The sequence below is a fragment of the Bacillus sp. AC266 genome (genome assembly GCF_979253805.1).
Genome location: NZ_CEEDEC010000003.1, coordinates 663518 through 682690, shown reverse-complemented (window position 1 = coordinate 682690; position 19173 = coordinate 663518). Strand labels below are relative to the sequence as shown.

The window sequence follows — 19173 nt, the reverse complement described above, 5'->3', positions numbered from 1 at the left end:
GAGGGTTTATATATTTGAACAGATTTACATTGAAATGGGATATAGGGCTGGCTGAAGAGGGAACTTTAGTTAGAGAATTTTTGAAAACAAAAGGGATTTCGAAAGCTGCTTTAACGGATATAAAGTTCCGCGGGGGAGCAATTGAAGTAAACGGTCAACACACAAGTGTTCGTCACAAGTTACAAGCTGGTGAAGAGTTACAAATCTTTTTTCCAGTGGAGGAAAGAAGTGAAGGGATGGAAGTGGAAGAGATCCCTTTATGTATCGTATATGAAGATGATGCGGTTCTTGTTATAAATAAAGAAGCAAATATGTCGACGATTCCGTCTAGGGAGCACCCGTCAGGAAGTATTGCAAACGCTCTTTTATATCATTATGATAAACAAAATCTTGCAAGTACGGTGCACATTGTGACGAGGTTAGATCGTGATACTTCAGGGCTTATGCTAATTGCGAAAAATAGATTCGTTCACCACCTTTTATCGAAGCAGCATCAACAAAAAGGGGTGAAACGAACGTATGAGGCAATCGTTCATGGGACTATTTTAGAAGAAGTAGGAACGATTGACGCGCCAATCGGACGAAAAGCGGATAGTATTATCGAGCGAACTGTCTGTGAAGATGGTCAAAGAGCTGTTACTCATTTTAGAGTGATGGAGAGTTCTTCCGATAAGACGCATGTAGCGCTTGAGCTCGAGACGGGAAGAACACATCAAATTCGTGTACATATGGCATATATAGGACATCCGCTACTTGGGGATGATCTATACGGTGGCCGAAGAGATGTGATAAAACGTCAAGCGCTGCATAGTACATCTTTGACGTTTTATCATCCTATTTTAGAAAAGGGAATGACTTTTACCGTAAGTATCCCAGAGGATATGCAATACGCTTTACATAACAATTAAAAGGGAACAAAATTCTTATCATAAAAAGAATTTTGTTCCCTTTTTTTAGCGGAATAATATTAAAATTTGATTTTCACCAGTACGTTTTATAACGAAAAAGCCACTTTCAGCTTTCGTGGCAATGCCGTCATCATTCGGACGACAATATCCGTGTGTTTCGCAAGTGCCGTCATCACGTACTAACATTTGTCCAATTAATCCGACAGGAAGCCACTCAGTACGGTCTCTTCTTGATATATACTTACAAGCTGGATCCCATTCTGTATTTAAAAGAGGTCGTATTTCTTGCGTATCCGTACGCGTATATTGACGTTTTCCGAAGCTGTCTGTTTTATAGCGTTTTTGCCAACTTAAAGCACCGCTATTTCCTATGAGAGCGGGGGTAGCGCTAGATATTCCTAATATGAATGAATCATTTGAAGTAGCTTTTCGAATTTTTTCTTCGCTACTAAATGTAATGAAATAGCCGATATCAATAGGGCTATCATCTGCTGCCTCAAACATTTGTGCAAAATCAGTACCACCTGCATTGTAAGAAGCACCATCGATATACATTTCTCCGTTATGGGCAAGCCATTTGGCACCTATATTATAATCAGTGTCATTTGTCCCATTTGCGATAAACCAGGAATAAGCTTCTTCTGCTGTACCAAATTTACCCATAATATGGCTGCCTGCAAAATTAGCTGTTGATGTATGATTTCCTTCCGCATGAGATGAGAATCCGTTAGCGATAGTTGCGGTTCCTTCTGCATGTGCTGCTTCGCCCAAAGCAATTGCATGTTTTCCTTCTGCATGAGAATAAGAGCCGCCTGCTGTCGTTTCACTTCCTTCGCTATGCGAACTATGTCCAGTTGCCTTTGTTTTTGTCCCTTCTGCATGAGAAAAGGGACCCGTTGCATGTGTAAGAAGCCCTTCTGCATGTGAAGCGATTCCATCAGCTTTAGAGTGAAGTCCTTCTTTATATGCGTGACGAGCTCCTTTGTTATTTTCTTTTTTTATAGGTGTAGGTACAGGAGCCTGAATAGGGGCGGATCTTTCTATTTGTACATCGTTGCCCGAGATTAATGCTTCTTTTATTTTTTTTACTTGATTTATAATAGTAGCTGGAATTTCTGGTTGTACTTTTTCCTTTATTGCTGCAGGAATGTTTTCTTCTATATTTTCTTGTATCTTTTCCGAATTAAGCACAGGTTCATCATTATTAGAAGCGAGCTTCTTTTTTTGTTTTGCTTTTATTTTCCTGCTATCTATAATTCGCCTCATAACAGCATTTTCTAAAGAGACATATGTTTCTCTCGGTTTGCTTTTTTTTGATGACTCTTGTTCTTCTATTTCTTCTATAGCTGCAGCTCGAATACTGCACCAGTTGTTAATTCCATACATGGGATGGTATAAAGGGTGGAATTTTCTTTTTTGTTTAGAAGATTTTTTCTTCATTCCGTCACCTCCTGCGACAGTATATGCCGTGCAATTAAAAAAAGATGCACTTTATTGCATCTTTTTTTAATTGCTTTATCTAGTTTTAGTGTGGAATATGTCTAGAAAACACCATGATCCTCTGCAAATCGTGAATTGTATTAAGTAGAGGTATTTATCCCGATTGGTGCGGGCTAATAATCAGTGGCGGATGAACAAAACCCCCACTGATTAAAGTTTCACTTTATGAAATTGGGCGGAACTTTTCAGGGACAAAAGGTAGGGAAGAAGGGACAGAAACGGTCTCCAACTCAGGGTAACGTAGTCCAGTTAGTTTACCACCAAATACAGCACCAGTATCAATATTGACTGTATGATTCACAAAGCGAGGTTCATTGACAGGTGTATGTCCATAAACAATCCATGTTTCACCCTTATACTCTTTCGCCCAATCTTGGCGGACAGGTGAGCCGTCAGGGTGTTTTTCGCCTGTAATATCACCATATAATACAAAGGTTTGTACTTTTTTATCTTGTCTTCCTATGTAATCTTGCCGAATACCAGCGTGACAGACGGTTAAATTTTTTTCATCCAGTATGTGATATAGCGGTGATTGTTCGTAAAGAGTAATGAATTTTTCTTTTATTATTTGTTGCTTATTAGAAGGCAATGCTTCATATTCTGCAACAGTTGTTTCGAGCCCATGAGCGATTGTAACATTACGTCCAAGGAAGAAACGATACAGTTTATTACAGTGATTCCCTGGAGCATAATAAGCATCTTTTCTATTTATTACGAGCTCCCATACAATTTCAATCATCCGTAATGAATGAGGACCTCGGTCTGTAATATCACCAACGAATGCAAGCCTTCGTTTTGCGTTATGAATTGGGATACCACTATCCCAGCTATACCCTAGTTTCGTTGTTAAATCTTGAAACTCTTGGAAGCATCCGTGAATATCACCTATAATGTCATATTTCATATTTAAACCTCCAGCTCATTTTTTCATTAGTATATCTAAAATGGACATAGAAAAAAACCATACCGTTTTTCGATATGGTTCATTTAAACATAAAGATTTTAGTTCTTGAGCGTACGTTTAAAATAAATCCAATAGCAACCATATATGTGAGCAGTGAACTCCCGCCGTAGCTCATAAGCGGTAACGTTATTCCTGTAATAGGGAGTAAACCAATTGTCATCCCAATATTTTGGAATACTTGGAACGTAAACATTCCAATTGTACCAGCGCAAATATAACTACCGAAAGGTTCATTGCTTTCTAAAGCGATATGGATCATTCGGTAAATGAGTAAGAAAAAAAATGAAATAATAACACTTGCTCCTAAAAAACCGAATTGTTCAGCGATATTTGTAAAAATAAAATCTGTATGTGGCTCTGGAAAATATACTTGTCTATTTTCCCATCCTTTTCCTTGCATCTCTCCTGATCCAGTAGCTAAAAATGCTTGTCTTAATTGGTATCCTTGTGCGTCATATTCATAAGGTGCAAGCCAACCATAGAAGCGATTTAATTGATATTCTTTTAGAATGTGCTCTTTAAAGAACTCTGTATGCGTGAAATAAATATATGTTAAGGTAGAGCCTATGGCGAAAATACCGGAGGTTAATCCGAGGATAAAGCGCCAACGTATACCAGAAACTAAAACCATTGTTGCAAGCATCGCTGAAATGACCATTGTGTTTCCTAAATCAGGTTCTTTTGCGATTAGAAGTAGTGGAGGTAAACTAGCTGCAAATATTTTTAAAAGTAAAATGAAATCTTCACGAGTTGTCCGAAAAAGGTATTTTTCATTATGATTCGCTATAATTCGCCCAACGACGATAATCAAAAATAATTTCATAATTTCAGAAGGCTGAAAGTTTCCGATGCCTGGAAGTCTGTACCACGCGGTAGCCCCTTTAATTGTAACGGCGCCAGGAACTTGAAGTTCTAGGCCAATTAGAAGTATGAGTGCAAAGCTATATAAATACCAAGCAATTTGTTTATAGCGATCGAAATCAATAACCATAATAACACCAATGGCGATAAATCCAATGGCATACCATTGGATTTGTTTTAATACAAAATTTACGTTTTGTAAAAATGGTGGTAAAGAAGCTTGTGCACTTGCGATAGCAAAGCAGCTAACAATCCCAATGGCAAATAAAATGAATATTAATATGTAGTCTATTTGATATTGAGTGTTCGGATCTTTCACTGTATGAATTCCTTTCTACTGCTCTCTATATTAGTGGGTTTTAGTTGGTGCATCACATAGTTTAAAAAGAATGTATGAACTATACGCATTATTCACGTAAAGCTCACACATTTTATTTTCGCAGAATAGACTAATGATGTAGCTCTTTTATAATTATGTCCAAACAATGGGAAAGACGTACATGTGCATCTGGAATGAGGTTTGGTAGCTGGCTATAATATTCTAAGGAACCTTTACACCATTTATAAGCGCTAATTAGACCTAGTCTATAATCTGTATTATCTTGTAAAAATCCGTATTTTTTTGAAGTTATAACGAGGTGCGTAAAATCCTCAGATCCTTCAAGGAGTTTGCTGTGTATTTGTTGCCCAGTATGGTAGCGAAATTGGCTTAAAGGTTCGGATATGTATACTGCGTCTCCTTTAGAAAGTAAGGAAATCCATGATGCCATATCGACACTACAAGAATAGTGCCTTCCTTTTAGCGTGCCGAAAGGTTCAGTGAGTAACTGTTTTCTAAACAGAATAGTTGTAGGCTCACCGATAATGTTATGTCCACCTTTTAACATCCAGTCGCCTAAAAATATTCCGTTTAATTGAATGTCTTCGCTATATAATCTTTGTGTTGGATGAGCATCTCCAATTAAATTCCCGTGATCATCAATACGTACTCGATAAGAAGTTATAAGAGCGAGATTTTTATTTGTGTCTTGCTCAAAATAAGCCATCATTTTTTGTATTTTATGATTATAAAACACATCATCGTCCATTAAAAAATTTATATACTCCCCATTAGATTTCTCTAAGAGCATAAGATCGTTATGAAATTGTCCTAAAGTAGTGGTATTTCGAATGTATGTTATGTTTTTATAATTAGGTAAATACTGTTCATTTATTAAGATTTCTGTTTCATCATTTGTACTATCGTCTCCTATAATAATTTCAATGTTTGGATAAGTTTGTGCTAATGCACTTTCTAGAGCAATTTTGAAATAATGTGGTCGATTATAAGTGGGAATAAGGATGGAAACGAGAGGTAACTTTTTTTTATTATTCATACGAAACTACCTTTCAGAAGCTTTTTTTGTAAGAACGATATCTTGATAACTTGTATACTCATTTCTGCCGCACCATAAACCATAATGCGGTTTATTAATTACCTCTAAGCCATGTTTATTTAATAAGGTGCGGATATCTTCTTCAGGATAGGCAACTGCGAAATTAGGAATATCTTTATTCACAACATAACAATTTTCAATTTGATGATAAAAACCTAATGTACTTAGCCCAGAATTTAAGTAATAGGATGATTCAGGGTTAATGAGAAAGAAGGTAATAAAACATCTCCCATCTTTTTTTAGAACACGTACAATCTCAGATACGTAATGTTCTAATTCTTTCGGAAGGAGATGGGTAAATACAGAAGTTAAAAAAATAAAATCGAATGAATCGTCTTCATATGGAAATTTGTATTGAGAAGCATCTTCTTTTCCTTCTGGGTTGTAGAATTGATTATATATATCAACGTGTTCAAAATGGAAATTGCTACGGGCAGTTGAAATATTATTTTTGCACCATGTAATGCCATCTTTAAATAAATCAAATCCATAATAAGCTCCATCATCACCTAAGTAATTCATTAATGGAACCGCCATTCGACCGACACCACAACCTACATCTAACACTGTTTCATTGGATTTTAAACTGCCAATTTGAATAAAATGCTTTGTGAATTCTTTTCCAACCTTTTGAAAGTCGCCACCTACATATTGGACGAGTTCGGGAGGTGGGATTAATGCGATTTTTTTTTCAAGCTCGCTCATAATTTCACTCCTTCCTTGTAGTAAATAGGGAACCAACATTTTTAATATGCAGCTAACATTTTATAGTGGGAGGGGAAACGATATTAGAACTGTTGCGATATGTAAAAAGCTCCCTAGAACAACTGGAAATAGTAATGGGAGCTTTTGTTTTTATTTATCATGCTATTGGCGAAGGCTAATAATTAGTGTGAGATGGAGAAACCCTAACTGAATAAAGTTTCGCCCTATTCTTTTCGCCAATAAACCCCGAATACATCAATTTTAGTAATAGGAGCTTTTAAGTTTCTTTGATTTCTAAAGTCTGTCACGGCCTCTGCGCAAGCTGGTAGTCCATAGTCATCGATAATAATATAGCCACCCTTAGAAACTTTATCGTATAAGTTCACGAGACCATCCATTGTGGATTCGTACATATCACCGTCAAGGCGTGCAATTGCGATTTTTTCTATTGGTGCTGTTGGTAAAGTATCTTTAAACCAGCCTTTTAAAAATTTTACTTGATCATTTAATAAATCATATTTTCTAAAATTCTCTTGTACTTGTTCTAAAGAAACGCGTAAGTAATCGAAAGAGTGTAAATAATCTCCGTAATCTTTCGGATAGTGTTCTAAATTCGGTGTTGGCAAACCTTCAAATGAATCTGCAACCCACACATTACGATCAGTAATGTTATTTGCCTGTAAAAAACCATTCATAAAAATGCACGATCCCCCGCGCCACACACCTGTTTCAATAAAATCACCTTCTATATTTTCACGGACAACTGTTTCTAGTGCTTCATGTAATTGATTCATTCGTTCCCGGCCGATCATACTGTGTGCTGCTCTTGGCCAATCCATCCCATCTTGACGTTCACTTTTTAAAACATCTGGTTTCACAATTTTCAAGTTATGGTTTTCAGCATATTGCTTAATGAATAAAGGAAGTGGTACGGTAACTGGTTCATATGGAAGTTCCTTAGAAATATGTAATGAAGCAGGTAAATATGGCTCATACTCTAGCCATATTTCAAATAAAATTGTTTTCTTTAACAACTCGAGATAAAGCTGAACAGCAAATTTATTTTCCATATTTGTGCCTCCTGCAAAATGTCATACAACAATATGATTATGTAGATAGTGAAAGTTTCATGCTTGAATTCATAATTGAAAAAGCAGTAAAACTGATATCAGTTTTACTGCTAAGTAAAAAAATTAAGCGATTTTTTCAATAATAATGGATGCACTTGTACCAAGAGCTAATGATAATCCAATTCCAGTAACAATTGCTTCAACCATTGATGGAGTTATTGTAATTTGTGTAATTGCCTGGATAACGATAGGTGCTCCAAGTGAGATTAAGCTTGTGCCTGCACCTGGTACATTAACTCCATTAACTTGAATTGCAAGGCTACCTAATAAACTTACTGCTGCAGTATATGCGATAACAGTAATTTTATAGAATCCAGTTTCACTTATGATGAAAGTATCAGCGTCTAATTGAGAAATTGCTGTACCAAACTGAGATCCAACCGTGTTAAACGGTACAGGATCATTAATTCCAAGAGCTAAAGAAACTGTAGCAGAGTTAAATGCATACAATCCTGCTGGAAGTCCTAATCCAGATGGCCCGGTCGGCCCAGTCGGCCCAGTAGGTCCAGTCGGCCCAGTAGGTCCAGTTGCACCAGTGTCTCCAGTCGGCCCAGTAGGTCCAGTTGCGCCAGTGTCTCCAGTCGCGCCAGTTGTACCAGTGTCTCCAGTCGGCCCAGTAGGCCCAGTAGGCCCAGTCGGTCCAGTAGGTCCAGTAGGACCAGTTGGCCCAGTAGGTACGGTAGGACCAGTCGGCCCGGTCGGCCCAGTAGGACCAGTTGGCCCGGTTGGAAGTGTAAACGGTGGTATTGGTGGTAAAGTTGGACCTACAAGATTAGGATCAAATGCACTAGCTGATAAGAATTCATCAGGATTTAAGCCATCTGAATAATTATTATTTGACATAAATTCACCTCCATAAAGCTTTCATTATATAGTAGATGCAAAATCACAAGAAAATGACACGGACATTTGAATTATTAAAAAGAAATCTTAAATAGCTTGAACAAGTTAAAAAAATGGAAAGTTTATTGTATGTATAACATATGATTGAGTTGGAAGAGGGTGATTATGTTGAACAAGCAAGGAATTACAATTAGTCTATGTATGATTGTTCGCGATGAGGAAAATACAATAGATCGATGTTTGGACGCGGTAGAAAAAATTGTTGATGAAATTATTGTAGTTGATACAGGATCCACTGATCGAACGAAGGAAATTGTAGCAAAATACACTTCTAACATACACGATTTTCCGTGGGTTGATGATTTTGCGGCAGCTAGAAATTTTGCGTTTTCAAAAGCAACGCAAGAATATATATTATGGTTAGATGCTGATGATGTGTTATTAGAGGAAGCTCAAGAATCACTGAAAACATTAAAACGAGAGTTAGATTGTAAAGTTGACGCTGTTTCTATGCCTTATTATCTTGTAATGGATTCTAATGGGAAACCTTTATATTGCACAAGAAGATATCGACTTGTAAAGCGTGAAAAACAATTTCAATGGTTTGGAAAGGTGCATGAGTATTTAGCTGTTTCTGGTGAGATTTACAATAGTAATGTCGCCATTACGCATAAGAAAGAAAAAGAAATAACGAATCGTAATTTGAAAATTTTTCAAAATGCTGTAGCAGCTGGAGAAGAATTAAGCCCGAGAGATTTATTTTATTACGGTAATGAATCTATGGATAATCAAAAATACGACGATGCGGTTCTTCTGTATGAAACATTTCTTAATCAAGAGGAAGGATGGCATGAAGAGAAAATTTATGCATGTGGTAAGTTAGGAGATTGTTATGCGAAGTTAGGAGACTGGGAGAAGGCAGTTGAAACTTGTACGAAGTCGTTTCGTTATGGTATTCCTAGAGGAGAGAATTGTACAAGAATAGGATATATATATATGGAACAACAAAAGTATAATGAAGCGATATTTTGGTTTAAGCTAGCAACTGAAGTGCCGCTAGCAGAGGATAGTCCTTTTCACAGTCCGGCTAGTTATACGTGGATTCCATATTTACAAATGTGTATTTGTTATAGCAGATTAGGAGATCAAGATAAAGCTTATTATTATAATGAATTGGCAGCTTCTTATGTTCCGAATAATGCTGCGATTGAATATAACCGTAAATATTTTAGAGGCATCTATGATAAACAATATAAAATGTAATTTGTTCTATTTTTAGGAAATGACTTGTCGCTATTCTAATGATAGTAGAATGGCTATATATTAGATTATCGGTAATGCAACCAATAGAGATGGCATCCTTTGTAGAATATCTTTTGTTTATATTTCAAATTCAATTTGCATAAGGAGTGTGTGAAATGAATCGGGAGAAAAGTTCTTTATACGAAGAAAAATCTGAACATTATTATAATGCGATAAATCCTAATTTATTCAAGCATATAAAAAAGGAATGGCAAGAAGTTCTTGATATTGGTTGCTCGAGCGGTGCATTAGGAGCGGCTATAAAAGAAAATGGAGCACGTGTATCAGGAATTGAGGCGTTCCCAGAGGCTGCCGAAAAAGCGAAAGAAAAACTAGATCATGTTATTTTAGGTGATATAGAAACAATGGATCTTCCTTATGAGAAGGAACAATTTGATTGTGTCATATTCGGGGATGTATTAGAGCATTTATTTGATCCGTGGGCTGTCATAAAGAAAGTAAAGCCATATATAAAAGAAAATGGTGTGATTTTAGCTAGCATACCAAACGTTGCGCACATTTCAGTATTAGCTCCCTTACTCGCTGGAAATTGGACGTATACAGAATATGGATTATTAGATAAAACGCATATTCGTTTCTTTACTTTTAATGAAATGCTAAGAATGTTTTTAAAAGCAGGATATTCTATTAGTAAAGTAGATCGTGTATATGTTGATCATAAAATATATGAGCCACTTATTGAAGAGTTATATGGAATTTGTAAAAAGTATCGTCTTGGAAGTGGCTTCATGGCTGAGACAGTTGTATTTCAATATATTATTGAAGCAGAAAAATCACAATTATGAGTGCTGCAGAAAAAACAATACTATTTGTTACATGTATAAATGATCGGAAATTGTATGCACAATGTGCGCGACATATATTGAAATTGGCAGTACCTCCTGGGTATACTATACAATTTATGCCGATTCGAAATGCAAAAAGTATGACGAGCGGATACAATCAAGCCATTTCACATCCAGCGAAGTATAAAGTGTATTTACACCAAGATGTCTTTATTATAAATGGAGCCTTTCTATACGGATTAATTCAATTATTTGAGGAGCATGAACATCTTGGGATGATTGGGATGGTTGGATCCCAATATGTTCCTCCAAATGGTGTATGGAACGAAGGGCGTGGGATTGTCGGGAAAGTCATTGGTTATATGAACGATTTGTTTTATATGGCAAGTTTAGAGCAACCATTTCATGAATCGAAAACATTTATTCCTGTGGAATGTATTGACGGTTTATTGATGGCGACACAATATGATATTCCATGGCGAGAGGACTTATTTGATGGGTTTGATTTTTATGATGTATCCCAATCTTTTGAATTTAAAAAAGCTGGGTATACAGTCGGTGTCCCTGTGCAGCGTGATGCTTGGTGTATTCATTATCATTTCGATGTAAATATGACGAACTATGAAAAGTATAGAAAAGTATTTGTAGAGAACTATATGTCAGATGTGAATAAGGAAGAATAGAGGGCTACAAAATGAAAGATCATACAATATTAGTCGTTGTTTGTGTAAATAATGAAGAGCTTTTCGAGCAATGCGAAAGGCAAATAAGAAACATTGTTGTTCCCCCTGGCTATGTAGTGCAAATTTTTCCGATACGAGATGCGAAAAGTATGGCAAGTGCGTACAATCGAGCACTTTCATATCCGGCGAAATATAAAGTATATATACATCAAGATACTTACCTTATTAATCGTGATATGTTTTGTACCCTCATTTCGCTTTTTAAAGAAAATGAAAAGCTTGGTTTAATTGGAGTAGCTGGTGCTCAGTTTTTACCGAGTAACGGGATATGGTGGGAAGGAAAAAATTTAGTAGGGAAAGTGATTGAGTACAGAAGACAGAATTATCAATTATTAAATTTAGATCAGGGGTTTTATGGAAATCAATCTTTTATGTCAGTGCAAGCAATCGATGGTTTACTCATGGCAACGCAGTATGATATTCCGTGGCGAGAGGATTTGTTTCAAGGATTCCATTTCTATGATGTGTCACAGTCTTTAGAATTTCAAAAGGCTGGATATTTAATTGGTATCCCTAATCAAGCAAATCTATGGTGTATTCATTACAACGGAGATGAGTTTGATGCGGATACATATGAGAAATACCGGGGGATTTTTGTGGAACATTATAAAGAGGTGCTATCTCCATCATAAGGGAGAGATGAAGGATGAAAGGGATTATTTTAGCAGGCGGGACAGGATCGAGATTATATCCAATAACGAAAGTAACGAATAAACATTTACTTCCCGTTGGGCGGTATCCGATGATTTATCATGCGGTATATAAGCTGAAGCGATGTGAAATTACAGATATTATGATTATTACCGGTAAAGAGCATATGGGAGATGTTGTGAGCTTTCTAGGAAGTGGTCAAGAGTTTGGTGTATCCTTTACGTATCGTGTGCAAGATAAGGCGGGTGGGATTGCGCAGGCGCTAGGACTTTGTGAAGATTTCGTAGGAAATGATCGGATGGTAGTTATATTAGGAGATAATATCTTTTCAGATGATATTTGCCCGTATGTTGAAGAGTTTACAAGTCAAAAAGAAGGGGCTAAAGTGCTGCTTCAATCTGTAGAAGATCCCGAGCGATTTGGTGTAGCGCATATTCAAGGCCGAAAAATAATTGAAATTGAAGAAAAGCCGAATGAGCCGAAAAGTTCTTATGCTGTTACGGGAATTTATTTGTATGATTCGAAAGTCTTTTCTTATATAAAAGAATTAAAACCTTCCGCAAGAGGGGAACTTGAAATTACAGATATAAATAATTGGTATTTAAAACGAGGAGTACTTACTTATAATGAAATGAGTGGCTGGTGGACTGATGCGGGAACGCATGCTTCTCTTCAAAGAGCGAATACGTTAGCGCGGGATATAAACTTTGGGAAACAGTTTAATGGAGAATAGGTGAAAATATGAAAGTTGTAGAAACAAATTTTACCGATGCGAAATTGTTAGAACCGAGATTGTTTGAAGACGAGCGAGGTTTTTTTACTGAAAGTTATAATAAGAAGATGCTAGAATCGTTAGGGATTACGCATTCATTTCTGCAAGATAACGTATCTTATTCAGCGCATTCGGGGACGATTCGAGGGCTACACTTTCAAAAAAATCCGAAAGCACAAACGAAACTCATTCAAGTTATGCAAGGTGCAATATATGATGTTATCGTTGATTTGCGAAAAGATTCACCTACATTTAAAAAGTGGAGAGGTTATATTTTAAGTGCGGATAATCATAGGCAATTATTAGTGCCGAAAGGATTTGCTCATGGTTTTTGTACACTTGTACCTCATACAATTGTTATGTATAAAGTAGATGAGTATTATAGTGCTGATCACGATTCCGGTTTGCTTTGGGAAGATAAAGAATTATCAATTCCATGGCCGGTAACAAATCCTATCTTGTCCGATAAGGATCGAATATTACCATTACTTCAGGAATATGAAGATAGTTTTTAAGTAGGAGAGTTGTTTATGAATATATTAGTTACAGGTGGAGCTGGATTTATTGGAAGTAATTTCATTCACTATATGTTAAAAAACTATGAAACATATAAAATCATTAATTACGATGCATTAACATATAGCGGGAATTTAAATAATGTAAAGTCTATTCAAGAAAATCCTAACTACTCATTTGTAAAAGGGAAAATCCAAAATGGAGAGCTGCTGGAACATGTTGTTAAGGAACGTGACGTGCAAGTAATTGTAAATTTCGCAGCTGAATCACATGTGGATCGTAGTATTGAAAACCCAATTCCTTTTTATGATACGAATGTAATAGGTACAGTCACGCTGTTGGAGTTAGTGAAAAAATATTCACATATTAAACTCGTGCAAGTATCAACAGATGAAGTATACGGTTCTTTAGGGAAAACAGGAAAGTTTACCGAGGAAACCCCGCTAGCTCCTAATAGTCCATATTCTTCAAGTAAAGCGAGTAGCGACATGATAGCCTTATCTTATTATGAAACGTATCAATTACCAGTTGTTGTAACACGTTGTTCTAATAACTATGGACCGTACCAATATCCTGAGAAATTAATTCCTTTAATGGTTACGAATGCGCTTGAAGGAAAGAAACTACCATTATATGGTGATGGATTGAATGTAAGGGATTGGCTGCATGTAACGGATCATTGTAGTGCAATTGACACCGTTTTGCATAAGGGATGTGTAGGAGAGGTGTATAATATCGGCGGAAATAACGAAAAAACAAATGTAGATGTTGTGGAACAAATTATAAAACTTTTAGGAAAAACGAAAAAAGATATTGAATTTGTAACAGACCGTTTAGGTCACGACCGTCGTTATGCGATTGATGCACAAAAAATGAAGAATGAGTTTGAATGGGAACCGAAGTATACGTTCGAACAAGGATTAAAAGAAACGGTGGAATGGTATAAAAACAATGTGGACTGGTGGAAACCACTAAAAGAAAAGTAAGGGGCATGTAGATGAAAGAACGGATTATCATAACGGGAGCGAACGGTCAGCTAGGGAAGCAACTACAAGAAGAGTTGAATTCTGAGGAATATGACATATATCCATTTGATAAAAAGTTATTAGATGTAACAAATATATCCCGAATTAAGCAAGTGGTACAAGAAATAAAGCCACATACAATTGTTCATTGTGCAGCGTATACGAAGGTAGATGGTGCTGAGAAAGAACAGGATCTTGCTTACTTAATAAATGCGATTGGAGCTCGAAATGTAGCGGTTGCTTCACAATTAGTAGGGGCTAAGTTAGTGTATGTCAGTACCGATTATGTATTTCCAGGTGACAAACCGGATGGCTATCATGAATTTCATAATCCAGCACCGATAAATATATATGGAGCTTCTAAATTTGCAGGAGAGCAGTTCGTAAAAGAGTTACATAATAAATATTTTATAGTTCGTACATCGTGGTTGTATGGTAAGTATGGAAATAATTTTGTGAAAACGATGCTACGATTAGGAAAAGAGAGAGAAAACATATCTGTTGTAGCTGATCAAGTTGGTTCTCCTACGTACGTGGCGGATTTAATTACTGTGATTAATAAGCTCATTCATACATCCTTATACGGTACGTATCACGTATCAAATCGCGGTTCATGTTCTTGGTTTGAATTTGCTCAAAAAATATTTTCGCATACAAAAATAAGAGTGAATGTGTTACCTGTGTCGACTGAGGAATTTGGATCGGCGGCAGTGAGACCGAAATATTCGATCTTTCAGCATAAAATGCTACAATTAAATGGTTTTTTACAAATGCCTACTTGGGAAGAAGGATTAGAAAGGTTTTTTATAGAAACAAAAAGTCATTAACAAATTTATGTTAGTGACTTTTTTGTTTGCCTTTAAGAGGTTTTATGGTACTATAATTATAGTATCAGGTACTAATAACAAGTATAAGTATTTCTGGGAGGATATATCATGGAACTATTACAAGGGAAAACATTTGTTGTTATGGGCGTTGCGAACCAAAGAAGTATTGCATGGGGAATTGCTCGCTCTTTGCATAATGCAGGTGCAAAATTAATATTCACATATGCAGGAGAGCGTTTAGAAAGAAATGTTCGTGAACTAGCGGAAACATTAGAAGGACAAGAATCACTTGTATTACCTTGTGATGTAACGAATGATGAAGAACTTACAGCTTGCTTTGAAACTATTAAGCAAGAAGTTGGTACAATTCACGGTGTTGCACACTGTATTGCTTTTGCAAATCGTGATGATTTAAAAGGCGAATTTGTAGATACTTCTCGCGATGGATTTTTACTTGCACAAAATATTAGTGCATTCTCTTTAACAGCTGTAGCAAGAGAAGCGAAGAAAGTGATGACAGAAGGCGGAAATATTTTAACTTTAACATACCTTGGCGGCGAGCGCGTTGTGAAAAACTATAACGTTATGGGTGTTGCGAAAGCTTCGTTAGAAGCTAGCGTGAAATATTTAGCGAACGATTTAGGACAACATGGCATTCGCGTTAACGCTATTTCTGCAGGACCAATTCGTACGTTATCTGCGAAAGGTGTAGGCGACTTTAACTCAATCTTAAAAGAAATTGAGGAACGCGCACCACTTCGTCGTGCGACGACTCCAGAAGAAGTTGGAGATACAGCAGTATTCTTATTCAGTGATTTAGCACGCGGAGTAACAGGTGAAAACATTCATGTTGATTCAGGATATCATATTTTAGGATAAATATAATAGGAATTAAAGTTTAAAAAGGACAGTCTCTAAACGTTGAGACTGTCCTTTTTAATTGTTCCCAGAAAGAACGATTTTTAACGAAAGTTCTAGCCACGTTATGAATATAACTATAATAGTACACGATTTATCCAGCTACGTATGGAAGTGGGAGGGACGAGTGTGAAGAATAAAAATAAAAGTTCAACAGTTGGAAAACCGTTGTTATATATTGCACAAGTAAATTTAGAACTCGCTGCACCGAAAATAAAAAGAATTATTTTAACGAATTTCGAAGATGAGGATCAAAAAGAGCAAAGTAATAGAAATGAAAGTATTGTAAGTAGTGCTGTGGAAGAAGTGGTAGAACAAGAGAAACAAGAACCACGAGAGGAGCCTCAAGTGGAGGTGGAAGAAAAAGTAGAGGAAGAGCAAGTGAGAACGGTCCCTTACAATAAATCCTTTAAGGATATGAATAATGAAGAAAAAATTCATTTTTTATTAAATCGTCCTCATTACATTCCAAAAATAAGATGTAGAATAAGAACGACGACCGTCTCATATATAGGATCGATTATATCTTACCGTAATGGCATTGTATCCATTATGCCACCAAATAGTATGAGAGATATTCGATTATCTATAGAAGACATCAAATCGATTGATATGGCCGGCTTTTAAATATGTAAAGGTGGTAGAAAGCTTCTACCACCCCAATAGTTTTTTAGTTTACTTAACTATAGAAACGTCGCGTAAGCACTGAATAGCACAGAAGCAGCTTAAATCAACAGTAATGCAAGTAGATGTCGAGATTAATCTTGCATTTGGTATAGCTAAAAACGTACAAATTGGATCGTCGCCAGGTGGTACAGGAGACCCATCACCTAATACTACAGTTAACACACGTAGGACAGCACAGCTATCGTCATCTACGCTTTCTACACGGAAAATTGGAGATTGGCAGCTAGTAAGGCTTGAAGATGGTGCAAATGCTTCAAATGGCGTTCCAGCTTTTGTGTATAAAATAAAAGGGCGTGTATTTGCTACTGCTGCTGTATTGTGTGCTCCTAAAAATGGAATTTCACAACCAGAACCACATGTTGAACTAGAGCAATCTTGTAGTTCATTGATGAATTTTACGACGTCAACTACGCAGTGAGAAGAGCTATGGTGTTTATTTTCGTTACAACTCATTAATGTCACTCCTTATCTTCTTGTTTGTATTTACATTAATAAGATATTGGAGTGGGGGAGATTTGGTCACAATCTTAAGACCTTTTTTTTTAAATAGGCTAAAGAGGATAGGGAAGGTGGAATTATGTTATTTACAAGCTGGCTTTTATTTTTTATTTTTGCGCTAGCTGCATTTAGGTTAACTCGTCTTATTGTTTATGATAAAATTACAGCCTTTTTGCGGAGACCGTTTATTGATGAGTTAGAGATTACAGAGCCTGATGGAAGTGTATCGACTTTTACAAAGGTGAAAGGGAAAGGATTAAGAAAGTGGATTGGAGAATTATTAAGCTGCTATTGGTGTACAGGTGTGTGGGTTAGTGCTTTTTTATTAGTTTTATATAAATGGATTCCTATTGTTGCAGAGCCTGTACTAGCATTATTAGCCATTGCAGGTGCAGCAGCGATCATTGAAACAATTACAGGATATTTTATGGGAGAATAATAAAGTGAAAATTTAATCAGTGTGGGGCATCCCCCGCTAATTATCAGCCCGCACCAATCGGGATAAATCTTCATGATGTTAGAAAAAGCGGAGTTTAAGAGGATGCGGGAACGGAAATAAAGAGTTGTTCATATAGTAAATAGACAGAATTGACAGTAGAGGAGATGTTTGCTGTGAGCAATAATCCAAGGCAAAATTCATATGATCTACAGCAGTGGTATAACATACAGCAACAGCAACAAGCACACCAACAGGCATATCAAGAACAGTTACAGCAACAAGGATTTGTGAAAAAAAAGGGATGCAACTGTGGGAAAAAGAAGAATACAATAAAACAATATGAAGAATGAAACACTCATGTTACGGTGAGTGTTTTTTATTGTAAAAATAAAAAGCGGTATTTCAATTAAGAAATACCGCTTTTTACTAGCTAATTTGTGCAACTGTTAATGCTGCAGCACGGATGTCTACAGTTCCAAGCAGTTCAACTGGTACAATTTGAATTAAGTCACCAGGGTTTAAGTTAATAAGAATAACACCACTGGATACGTCTACTTCACCAGTACCAATAACGTTAGAGCGAACCGCTGTACCTGATCCAGGAATAATGTTAGCTGGTGTACCTAATGATAAGAAGAAACGACCAGCTTCTGGTGCAGTAGGAACGTTATCAAGACTGATCGTTAATGTATAACTGATTTGATAAATACCAGCTACTTGAATTCGAATACCGTCTCCGACACTTACTGTATTATTTATTACAGGAACAGTAATATTTGGGTTTGGACTTACGCTAGGTAATAGTAGTGGTGTGAATAGTGAAGCGAACTGAGGTGCAGAAGCGTTGAAAGCAAAACCGAAGGCAGGTAGTGTACTAGCTGGTTTCGCCTCACAATCAATGTTATTAAATTCGCAATCAGAAGAGAACATGTTTTTCACTCCTTTATCTGTTTCTACTTTTAGTTAATGAAAAGGACAGGTTCTATGTTCTAGACAAGTTCCCAATTTTATAAAAAATACATAATAATACCTTTTAAGCATGGATTGGGTGGCAGAATCATCTGCCACCCAATCCATGCTTAAATTAGTATTCAGTTTTATATAGAAACATCGCGTAAGCATTGAATAGCGCAGAAGCAACTTAAATCAACAGTAATACAAGAGGAGGTTGATACTAATCTTGCATTTGGTACAGCTAAAAATGTACAGATTGGATCATCACCAGGTGGTACAGAGGTACCATCACCTAAAACTACAGTTAATACACGCAATACAGCACAGTCATCATCATCTATACTCTCTACACGGAAAATTGGAGATTGGCAGCTAGTAAGGCTTGCAGATGGTGCAAATGCTTCAAAAGGTGTTCCAGCTTTTGTGTATAAAATAAAAGGACGTGTATTCGCTACTGATGCAGTGTTATGTGCTCCTAAAAATGGAACTTCGCAACCAGATCCACATGTTGTGGTTGCACATTCTTGTAGTTCATGTATAAAACGAACGACATTAGATACACAGTTGAAATCACAATCATGGTGTTGATGATCTTCATTACAATTGCAGCTCATTATGTTCACTCCTTATCGTGAGTTCTGACATACACTATTACAATATGAACGGGATATGGTTGATATTACGTTAA

23 protein-coding genes are annotated in these 19173 nt (G+C 36.5%); 13 read left to right on the top strand and 10 right to left on the bottom strand.

Annotated features, from left to right (window positions below; genetic code table 11):
* The first annotated feature begins 14 nt into the window (after window positions 1–14).
* Entirely contained in the window at window positions 15–908 is an 894-nt protein-coding gene (locus tag AC0IXC_RS16765; RefSeq protein ID WP_002134973.1) for an RluA family pseudouridine synthase, read from the top strand.
* 45 nt (window positions 909–953) lie between these two features.
* Here AC0IXC_RS16765 and AC0IXC_RS16760 read toward each other — a convergent pair whose 3' ends face one another.
* The 7 genes from AC0IXC_RS16760 to AC0IXC_RS16730 form a co-directional block, all read right to left on the bottom strand.
* Window positions 954–2348, bottom strand: a complete 1395-nt coding sequence (locus AC0IXC_RS16760; RefSeq protein WP_471653059.1) for a peptidase G2 autoproteolytic cleavage domain-containing protein — start codon at window positions 2346–2348, stop codon at window positions 954–956.
* A 223-nt stretch (window positions 2349–2571) separates the two neighbouring features.
* Complete coding sequence (gene prpE, locus AC0IXC_RS16755; protein WP_002086958.1) at window positions 2572–3312, bottom strand: bis(5'-nucleosyl)-tetraphosphatase PrpE; 741 nt, start codon at window positions 3310–3312, stop codon at window positions 2572–2574.
* 79 nt (window positions 3313–3391) lie between these two features.
* Window positions 3392–4552 carry an FtsW/RodA/SpoVE family cell cycle protein gene (locus AC0IXC_RS16750; protein ID WP_002030401.1) on the bottom strand — a complete coding sequence of 387 codons (1161 nt, stop codon included), beginning with the start codon at window positions 4550–4552 and terminating at the stop codon, window positions 3392–3394.
* Between the two features lie 130 nt (window positions 4553–4682).
* Window positions 4683–5609, bottom strand: coding sequence for a glycosyltransferase family 2 protein (locus AC0IXC_RS16745; protein ID WP_326997642.1), 927 nt, complete (start codon window positions 5607–5609; stop codon window positions 4683–4685).
* Between the two features lie 6 nt (window positions 5610–5615).
* Entirely contained in the window at window positions 5616–6374 is a 759-nt protein-coding gene (locus AC0IXC_RS16740) for a class I SAM-dependent methyltransferase (RefSeq protein ID WP_471653058.1), read from the bottom strand.
* Between the two features lie 224 nt (window positions 6375–6598).
* Complete coding sequence (locus AC0IXC_RS16735; protein WP_002186420.1) at window positions 6599–7444, bottom strand: TylF/MycF family methyltransferase; 846 nt, start codon at window positions 7442–7444, stop codon at window positions 6599–6601.
* A gap of 123 nt (window positions 7445–7567) precedes the next feature.
* Window positions 7568–8347 carry a BclA C-terminal domain-containing protein gene (locus AC0IXC_RS16730; RefSeq protein ID WP_471653057.1) on the bottom strand — a complete coding sequence of 260 codons (780 nt, stop codon included), beginning with the start codon at window positions 8345–8347 and terminating at the stop codon, window positions 7568–7570.
* A 165-nt stretch (window positions 8348–8512) separates the two neighbouring features.
* Here AC0IXC_RS16730 and AC0IXC_RS16725 point away from each other — a divergent pair, with 165 nt between their 5' ends.
* The 10 genes from AC0IXC_RS16725 (at window position 8513) to AC0IXC_RS16680 (ending at window position 16534) form a co-directional block, all read left to right on the top strand.
* Window positions 8513–9610, top strand: a complete 1098-nt coding sequence (locus AC0IXC_RS16725) for a tetratricopeptide repeat-containing glycosyltransferase family 2 protein (RefSeq protein WP_002030419.1) — start codon at window positions 8513–8515, stop codon at window positions 9608–9610.
* Between the two features lie 155 nt (window positions 9611–9765).
* A complete protein-coding gene (locus AC0IXC_RS16720) occupies window positions 9766–10455 on the top strand; it encodes a class I SAM-dependent methyltransferase (protein ID WP_002125965.1) in 690 nt (229 codons plus the stop codon).
* Window positions 10452–11138, top strand: coding sequence for a glycosyltransferase family protein (locus AC0IXC_RS16715; protein WP_002140852.1), 687 nt, complete (start codon window positions 10452–10454; stop codon window positions 11136–11138). The genes AC0IXC_RS16720 and AC0IXC_RS16715 overlap by 4 nt, the downstream gene beginning before the upstream one ends.
* An 11-nt stretch (window positions 11139–11149) precedes the next feature.
* Window positions 11150–11830, top strand: a complete 681-nt coding sequence (locus AC0IXC_RS16710) for a glycosyltransferase family protein (protein ID WP_002030417.1) — start codon at window positions 11150–11152, stop codon at window positions 11828–11830.
* Between the two features lie 14 nt (window positions 11831–11844).
* The gene (locus tag AC0IXC_RS16705) at window positions 11845–12582 is read left to right on the top strand and encodes a sugar phosphate nucleotidyltransferase (RefSeq protein ID WP_002086946.1); all 738 of its coding nucleotides are present in this window, start codon (window positions 11845–11847) and stop codon (window positions 12580–12582) included.
* Window positions 12583–12590: 8 nt separating this feature from the next.
* Window positions 12591–13136: a dTDP-4-dehydrorhamnose 3,5-epimerase gene (gene rfbC, locus AC0IXC_RS16700; protein WP_002011381.1), complete on the top strand. Its 546-nt coding sequence runs from the start codon at window positions 12591–12593 to the stop codon at window positions 13134–13136.
* Between the two features lie 15 nt (window positions 13137–13151).
* Window positions 13152–14123: a dTDP-glucose 4,6-dehydratase gene (rfbB, locus tag AC0IXC_RS16695; RefSeq protein ID WP_002030413.1), complete on the top strand. Its 972-nt coding sequence runs from the start codon at window positions 13152–13154 to the stop codon at window positions 14121–14123.
* A gap of 11 nt (window positions 14124–14134) precedes the next feature.
* Window positions 14135–14989: a dTDP-4-dehydrorhamnose reductase gene (gene rfbD, locus AC0IXC_RS16690; protein ID WP_012260557.1), complete on the top strand. Its 855-nt coding sequence runs from the start codon at window positions 14135–14137 to the stop codon at window positions 14987–14989.
* Between the two features lie 108 nt (window positions 14990–15097).
* Entirely contained in the window at window positions 15098–15868 is a 771-nt protein-coding gene (fabI, locus tag AC0IXC_RS16685; protein WP_002011384.1) for an enoyl-ACP reductase FabI, read from the top strand.
* A gap of 147 nt (window positions 15869–16015) precedes the next feature.
* Window positions 16016–16534 (top strand): CotO family spore coat protein, encoded by a 519-nt coding sequence (locus AC0IXC_RS16680; RefSeq protein WP_002030408.1) that lies wholly within the window; start codon window positions 16016–16018, stop codon window positions 16532–16534.
* A gap of 48 nt (window positions 16535–16582) precedes the next feature.
* Here the strand turns inward: AC0IXC_RS16680 and exsY are convergent, their stop codons facing one another.
* The gene (gene exsY / locus AC0IXC_RS16675; RefSeq protein ID WP_002125979.1) at window positions 16583–17047 is read right to left on the bottom strand and encodes an exosporium assembly protein ExsY; all 465 of its coding nucleotides are present in this window, start codon (window positions 17045–17047) and stop codon (window positions 16583–16585) included.
* 124 nt (window positions 17048–17171) lie between these two features.
* On the opposite strand from exsY, the gene AC0IXC_RS16670 reads away from it, so the two are divergent.
* Together AC0IXC_RS16670 and AC0IXC_RS16665 are read left to right on the top strand one after the other, a co-directional pair.
* On the top strand, window positions 17172–17531 hold the full coding sequence (locus tag AC0IXC_RS16670; RefSeq protein ID WP_000899658.1) for a DUF1360 domain-containing protein: 360 nt from the start codon (window positions 17172–17174) through the stop codon (window positions 17529–17531).
* 164 nt (window positions 17532–17695) lie between these two features.
* A complete protein-coding gene (locus AC0IXC_RS16665; RefSeq protein WP_033708144.1) occupies window positions 17696–17881 on the top strand; it encodes a hypothetical protein in 186 nt (61 codons plus the stop codon).
* A 76-nt stretch (window positions 17882–17957) separates the two neighbouring features.
* On the opposite strand, the gene exsF is transcribed toward AC0IXC_RS16665, so the two are convergent.
* Both exsF and cotY read right to left on the bottom strand, forming a co-directional pair.
* Window positions 17958–18461: an exosporium protein ExsF gene (gene exsF, locus AC0IXC_RS16660; RefSeq protein ID WP_002011391.1), complete on the bottom strand. Its 504-nt coding sequence runs from the start codon at window positions 18459–18461 to the stop codon at window positions 17958–17960.
* 167 nt (window positions 18462–18628) lie between these two features.
* Window positions 18629–19099 carry a spore coat protein CotY gene (cotY, locus tag AC0IXC_RS16655; protein ID WP_002011392.1) on the bottom strand — a complete coding sequence of 157 codons (471 nt, stop codon included), beginning with the start codon at window positions 19097–19099 and terminating at the stop codon, window positions 18629–18631.
* Window positions 19100–19173: the final 74 nt, after the last annotated feature.

Excerpts from the sequence above, each read along its gene's own strand:
- rfbD (WP_012260557.1), top strand. The coding sequence starts at position 14,135 with ATGAAAGAACGGATTATCATAACGGGAGCGAACGGTCAGCTAGGGAAG.
- AC0IXC_RS16680 (WP_002030408.1), top strand. The coding sequence starts at position 16,016 with ATGGAAGTGGGAGGGACGAGTGTGAAGAATAAAAATAAAAGTTCAACA.
- AC0IXC_RS16735 (WP_002186420.1), bottom strand. The coding sequence starts at position 7,444 with ATGGAAAATAAATTTGCTGTTCAGCTTTATCTCGAGTTGTTAAAGAAA.
- AC0IXC_RS16725 (WP_002030419.1), top strand. The coding sequence starts at position 8,513 with ATGTTGAACAAGCAAGGAATTACAATTAGTCTATGTATGATTGTTCGC.
- exsF (WP_002011391.1), bottom strand. The coding sequence starts at position 18,461 with ATGTTCTCTTCTGATTGCGAATTTAATAACATTGATTGTGAGGCGAAA.
- AC0IXC_RS16670 (WP_000899658.1), top strand. The coding sequence starts at position 17,172 with ATGTTATTTACAAGCTGGCTTTTATTTTTTATTTTTGCGCTAGCTGCA.
- rfbC (WP_002011381.1), top strand. The coding sequence starts at position 12,591 with ATGAAAGTTGTAGAAACAAATTTTACCGATGCGAAATTGTTAGAACCG.
- prpE (WP_002086958.1), bottom strand. The coding sequence starts at position 3,312 with ATGAAATATGACATTATAGGTGATATTCACGGATGCTTCCAAGAGTTT.
- AC0IXC_RS16665 (WP_033708144.1), top strand. The coding sequence starts at position 17,696 with ATGTTTGCTGTGAGCAATAATCCAAGGCAAAATTCATATGATCTACAG.
- cotY (WP_002011392.1), bottom strand. The coding sequence starts at position 19,099 with ATGAGCTGCAATTGTAATGAAGATCATCAACACCATGATTGTGATTTC.
- AC0IXC_RS16740 (WP_471653058.1), bottom strand. The coding sequence starts at position 6,374 with ATGAGCGAGCTTGAAAAAAAAATCGCATTAATCCCACCTCCCGAACTC.
- AC0IXC_RS16760 (WP_471653059.1), bottom strand. The coding sequence starts at position 2,348 with ATGAAGAAAAAATCTTCTAAACAAAAAAGAAAATTCCACCCTTTATAC.
- AC0IXC_RS16705 (WP_002086946.1), top strand. The coding sequence starts at position 11,845 with ATGAAAGGGATTATTTTAGCAGGCGGGACAGGATCGAGATTATATCCA.
- AC0IXC_RS16745 (WP_326997642.1), bottom strand. The coding sequence starts at position 5,609 with ATGAATAATAAAAAAAAGTTACCTCTCGTTTCCATCCTTATTCCCACT.
- rfbB (WP_002030413.1), top strand. The coding sequence starts at position 13,152 with ATGAATATATTAGTTACAGGTGGAGCTGGATTTATTGGAAGTAATTTC.
- exsY (WP_002125979.1), bottom strand. The coding sequence starts at position 17,047 with ATGAGTTGTAACGAAAATAAACACCATAGCTCTTCTCACTGCGTAGTT.
- AC0IXC_RS16710 (WP_002030417.1), top strand. The coding sequence starts at position 11,150 with ATGAAAGATCATACAATATTAGTCGTTGTTTGTGTAAATAATGAAGAG.
- fabI (WP_002011384.1), top strand. The coding sequence starts at position 15,098 with ATGGAACTATTACAAGGGAAAACATTTGTTGTTATGGGCGTTGCGAAC.
- AC0IXC_RS16715 (WP_002140852.1), top strand. The coding sequence starts at position 10,452 with ATGAGTGCTGCAGAAAAAACAATACTATTTGTTACATGTATAAATGAT.
- AC0IXC_RS16730 (WP_471653057.1), bottom strand. The coding sequence starts at position 8,347 with ATGTCAAATAATAATTATTCAGATGGCTTAAATCCTGATGAATTCTTA.
- AC0IXC_RS16720 (WP_002125965.1), top strand. The coding sequence starts at position 9,766 with ATGAATCGGGAGAAAAGTTCTTTATACGAAGAAAAATCTGAACATTAT.